Origin of the sequence: Amycolatopsis sp. cmx-11-32 (assembly GCF_047608695.1) — a bacterium.
Lineage (GTDB): Bacteria > Actinomycetota > Actinomycetes > Mycobacteriales > Pseudonocardiaceae > Amycolatopsis.
On record NZ_JADNQN010000037.1, the window covers coordinates 1 to 5,387 of the forward strand.

At 69.9% G+C, this 5,387-nt stretch carries 2 protein-coding genes; both read left to right on the forward strand.

The annotated features are described in order from the left end of the window. A partial coding sequence (locus tag ACM6LR_RS39165) for a phosphopantetheine-binding protein (protein ID WP_414945637.1) occupies window positions 1-803 on the forward strand: 803 nt, incomplete at its 5' end. A 14-nt stretch (window positions 804-817) separates the two neighbouring features. Beyond that, window positions 818-5,387, forward strand: a 4,570-nt coding sequence (locus tag ACM6LR_RS39170; RefSeq protein ID WP_414945638.1) for a non-ribosomal peptide synthetase, incomplete at its 3' end; no start/stop codon positions are given.

Below are 5,387 nucleotides of genomic sequence, written 5' to 3' on the forward strand. Positions count from 1 at the left end.
TGGGTGTGGTGGGTGAGTTGTATGTGGCTGGTCCGCAGTTGGCGCGTGGTTATGTGAATCGTGCGGGTTTGACCGGTGAGCGTTTTGTGGCGTGTCCCTTCGGGTCCCCGGGTGTCCGGATGTATCGCACCGGCGATCGGGCTCACCGGACCAATGACGGCGATTTGGTGTTCGCGGGACGCGTGGACGACCAGGTCCAGATCCGCGGCCACCGGGTCGAACCGGGGGAGGTCCGCGCCGTGCTGGCCGGGCACCCGGCGGTCGCCCAGGCCGTCGTGACGGCGCGGGAGGACGTGCCGGGCGACCTGCGACTGGTCGCCTACATCCTGCCCACCCAGGAAGCCAAGGACACCGACACCGCCGGCGAGATCACCGCGAAGGTCCGCGCCCACGCCGCCGCGCGGCTCCCCGGCTACCTGTGCCCGTCGGCCGTCACGGTGCTCGACGCCTTGCCGAGCACGCCCAACGGCAAGCTCGACGTCGCCGCGCTGCCCGCACCGGACTACGCGTCGGCTCGCCGGACGAGCCGGGGTCCCGCCAACGAACGCGAAGCGGCCCTGTGCGCGGCGTTCGCCGAGACCCTCGCCGTGCCCGAGGTCGGCGTGGAGGACGACTTCTTCCTGCTCGGCGGCCATTCGCTGCTCGCCACCAGGCTCGTCGCCCGGATCCGCGCGTCGACGGGGGCGGAACTGCCGATCGAAGAACTGTTCGCGACTCCCACCCCGGCCGGGCTCGCCGCCTGGCTCGCCGAGCACGGCGACCGGACCGAACATGTCAGGCCCGCGCTGCGACGGATGCGTTAAAGAAAGAGGAGCCGATGATTCCCGCGTCGTTCGCACAACAGCGATTGTGGTTGCAGTGGCGGATCGAAGGGGCAGGCGCCACGTACAACAGCCCGAGCATCCTGCGGCTGACCGGGCCGCTGGACCAGGTGGCCCTGGCCGCCGCGCTGCGTGACGTGATCATTCGCCACGAGGCGCTGCGCACGGTCTTCCCCGAGGTGGACGGCGAGCCGCGTCAGCGGATCGTGGAGCCCGGTGAGCTGGCCTGGGATCTTCCGGTGGTGCGGGTGAGGGGGACCGAGGATCCGGCGTCGCGCCGACAGCTTGCGGCCCTGCGAGACTTGAAGTGGGACCGGCCGGCGGAACTGCCCTCGGTCGAGGCGGCCGTCGAGCCGCCCGGTGAGGAGATCGACGCGAGCGCTCTGCCGGGCGCGGTGGCACGGGTGGCGGCGTACCCGTTCGACTTGTCCGCCGAGATTCCGGTGCGCGCCTGGTTGTTCGCGCTGGCACCGGAATCGCATGTGCTCGTGGTGGTCATCCACCACATCGCCACCGACGGCTGGTCGGCGGGCCCGTTCGCGCGGGACGTCGCCGCCGCGTACGCCGCGCATGGCGCGGGTCGCGAACCGGACTGGCCGGACCTGCCCGTGCAGTACGCCGACTACACGTTGTGGCAGCGGGAGTTGCTCGGCGAGAAGGACGACCCGGACAGTTTGCTGTCGCGGCAGGTCGGCTACTGGCGCGACGCGTTGGCCGGCGTCCCCGAAGAGCTGAACCTCCCGGCGGATCGCCCGCGGCCGGTGGAACCTTCCCATCGCGGGCACGCGATCGGGGTCGGCGTTCCGGCGGCGGTGCACGGCAGGCTGGTCACTTTGGCTCGCCGGCGTCGCGCCACACTGCCGATGCTGCTCCAGGCGGGGCTGGCGGTGACGTTGTCCCGGCTCGGCGCGGGGTACGACATCCCCATCGGCACTCCGACCGCGGGGCGATCCGACGAAGGCCTGCACGACCTGGTCGGGTTCTTCGTCAACACGTTGGTGGTCCGAGCCGATCTGTCCGGGAACCCGACGTTCGGTGAGGCGATCGACCGCGTGCGTGCCACCGCGGTGCGCGCTTTCGCTCACCAGGACGTGCCGTTCGAGCGACTCGTCGAGGAACTCGCTCCCGTCCGCGCGCTCGCCCGTCACCCCCTGTTCCAGGTCGTCCTGGCGCCCCTGGACGACGGTGCCGCCCCCGAATTCCCCGGTGTGCGCGCCGAGGCGCTCTCGATCGGCCGGACGACGGCCAAGTTCGATCTGGAAGCGACGCTGGGTGAGGTCTTCGACGAAGCGGGCGCCCCGGCGGGGATCCGGGGTGTGCTCACGGGATCGGCCGACCTGTTCGACACGCATACGGTGGCCCGGATCGCGGGCTACCTGGTGCGGGTGCTGACGGCCATGTCCGCGAACCCTGACCTGCCGGTCGGCTCGGTGGAACTCCCGGAAGCGGCCGAACTCACCCAGCTGGTGGAGGAGTGGAACGCGACAGCGGTGTCCACTTCGGATATCTCGGTGCCGGAGGCGTTCGCTGAACGGGTGAAGGTGGCTCCGGCCGGGATCGCGGTGGTGTGGGACGGCGGTGAGCTCACCTACGGGGAACTGGACGCGCGCTCGGACCGCCTCGCGCGGACACTGGTGGCCGCCGGGGCCGGGCCGGAATTGGCGGTCGCGGTGCTGATGGAGCGTTCCAGCGAGCTGGTGGTGGCACTGCTGGCGATCCTGAAGACCGGCGCCGCTTTCGTCCCGGTGGACGTGAGCTGGCCGGAAACGCGGATGCGTGCCGTGCTCGAGGACGCGGGCGCCGCGGTGCTGGTGGTGCACGAGGCGACGGCTCGGCACGATCTCGGGCTCACGGTGATCCAGTCCGATGGCGAGACGGACTCTGTGGCCGAACTGCCTGGTGCGATGTCGCCCGATGGTGCCGCGTATGTGATGTACACGTCGGGTTCGACTGGTGTGCCGAAGGGTGTGGTGGCGACTCACCGGGATGTGGTCGGCTTGGCGGAGGACCGGTGCTGGGGTGTGACGTCGCGGGTATTGTTTCATGCGCCGTACGCGTTCGACGCGTCGTCGTACGAGTTGTGGGTGCCGTTGTTGTCGGGCGGGACCGTCGTGGTGGCACCGGTGGAACGGATGGACGCCGCTGTGCTGCGCCGGTTGATCGCGGAGTACGCGTTGTCGCATGTGCATGTGACGGCGGGTTTGTTCCGGGTGCTGGCGGACCGGGATCCGAAGTGTTTCGCGGGTGTTCGTGAGGTGCTGACGGGTGGGGATGTGGTTCCGGCCGAGTCCGTGCGGCGGGTGCTGGAGTCGAATCCCGGTGTGGTGGTGCGGCAGCTGTACGGTCCGACCGAGGTGACGTTGTGCGCCACCCAGCATGAAGTCGGTGCTGACGGTGAGGTCGGCGATGTGCTGCCGATCGGGCGACCGATGGACAACATGCGCGTCTACGTGCTCGATGAAGGGTTGCGCCCGGTTCCGGTCGGGGTGGCCGGTGAACTTTACGTCGCCGGTGCGGGCGTCGCGCGCGGCTACCTGAATCGTCCTTTGTGGACAGCGGAGCGTTTTGTGGCTTGCCCGTTCGGTTCGGGCGAGCGGATGTACCGGACGGGCGATCTGGTCCGGTGGTCTTCGGACGGTCGTCTGGTGTTCGGCGGTCGCGCGGACGAGCAGGTGAAGATTCGCGGATTCCGGGTCGAACTCGGTGAGGTCGAGGCGGCGCTCGCCGGGCATCCGGCGGTCGCGCAGGCCACGGTCGTCGTCCAGGAGGACACGTCCGGTGGGAAGCGGCTGATCGGCTACCTGGTACCCGAGATACGTGGCACCGCCGTCACCGAAGCGGTGCGCGAGTACGTGGCCGAGCGCCTGCCCGCTTATCTGGTGCCCTCGGCGCTGGTGGAGCTGGACGTCCTGCCGCTGACGGTGAACGGCAAGGTGGATCGCGCGGCACTCCCCGCTCCCGAGTACGCGGCGGGTGACGGCCGCGCCCCCGCCGGCCCGCGCGAGGAGCTGTTGTGCCAGGCGTTCGCCGAGGTGCTGGAACTCCCCGCCGTCGGCGTCGACGACGACTTCTTCGCACTCGGCGGCCATTCGCTGCTGGCGGTTTCGCTGGTGGAATGGCTGCGGCAGCGCGGGGTGTCGGTGTCGGTGCGGGCGTTGTTCGTGACGCCGACCCCGGCTCTGCTGGCGGCCGTCGCGGGACCGGAGCCGGTGACGGTACCGCCCAACCTGATCCCGCCGCACACCAGCGAGATCACGCCCGAAATGCTGCCACTGGTCGACCTGACCGAAGACGAGATCGCCCGGATCGTGGCGACCGTCCCTGGTGGCGCGGCGAACGTGCAGGACGTCTATCCGCTGGCGCCGTTGCAGGAGGGGCTCCTCTTCCACCACCTGATGGCCGATCGGGACGGTGACGATGTCTACGCGATGCCGTTCACACTGCGGCTCGACACCCGGGACCGGGTGACCGCGTTGCTCGACGCGTTGCAGCGGGTCATCGACCGGCACGACGTGTACCGCACGGCGATCGTCTGGGAGGGCCTGCCGGGGCCGGTCCAGGTGGTGTGGAGGCACGCCGAATTGCCGGTCACCGAAGGACCCCTTGACGCCGACGGATGGATGGAGCTGGGCAGGGCGCCGCTGTTGAGCGTCCGCGTCGCGCCGGAACCCGAGGGCACGGCCTGGCTGGCCTTGGTACGCATGCATCACCTGATCCAGGACCACGCCGCGCTGGAAGTGGTACTGGACGAGATCAAGGCGTTCATGGAGGGGCGGGCTGACGCGTTACCAGCGCCCGTGCCGTTCCGCGAGTTCGTGACACAGGCTCGGCTGGGCATGTCCGGCGAGGACCACGAACGCCATTTCGCCGGACTGCTGGGTGACGTGACCGAGACTTGCGCCCCCTACGGGCTCCTGGACGTGCACGGCGACGGCGCCGGGATCACGCAGGGCAGGCTGGCGGTGGACGACCGGCTGGCCGAGCGGCTGCGGGAGGTGGCGCGGTCACGCGGGGTGAGTCCCGCGACGGTCTTCCACGTCGCTTGGTCGCGGGTGCTGGCGGCCGTGTCCGAGCGTCCCGACGTCGTGTTCGGCACAGTGCTGCTCGGGCGGGCGAACTTGGGCGCGGACCGCGTTCCCGGCTTGTTCATGAACACCCTGCCGGTCCGGGTCAGGACCGCGGAGCAGACCGTCGGCGACGCGTTGATCGGGATGCGTGACCAGCTCGCTGACCTGATGGTGCACGAGCACGCGCCGTTGACCCTGGCGCAGGCGGCCAGCGGGCTGTCCGGTGGCGGGCCCCTGTTCACCTCGATCGTCAACTATCGGCACCTCCAGCGAGACGTCGAGCAGTCGGGCACCGGCCTCGAAGGCGTCGAAGCGCTGTTGGCGAGAGACCCGACGAACTACCCGCTCGACATCTCCGTGAACCAGAGCCCCACCGGTTTCGACTTGGTCGTGGAGGCCGTGGCGCCAGTGGATCCGGTGCAGGTGTGCGAGCTGCTGCACACCTGTGTCGAGAATCTTGTCACCGCCCTTGTGGACGCCCCGGATCGCAGGCTCGCGA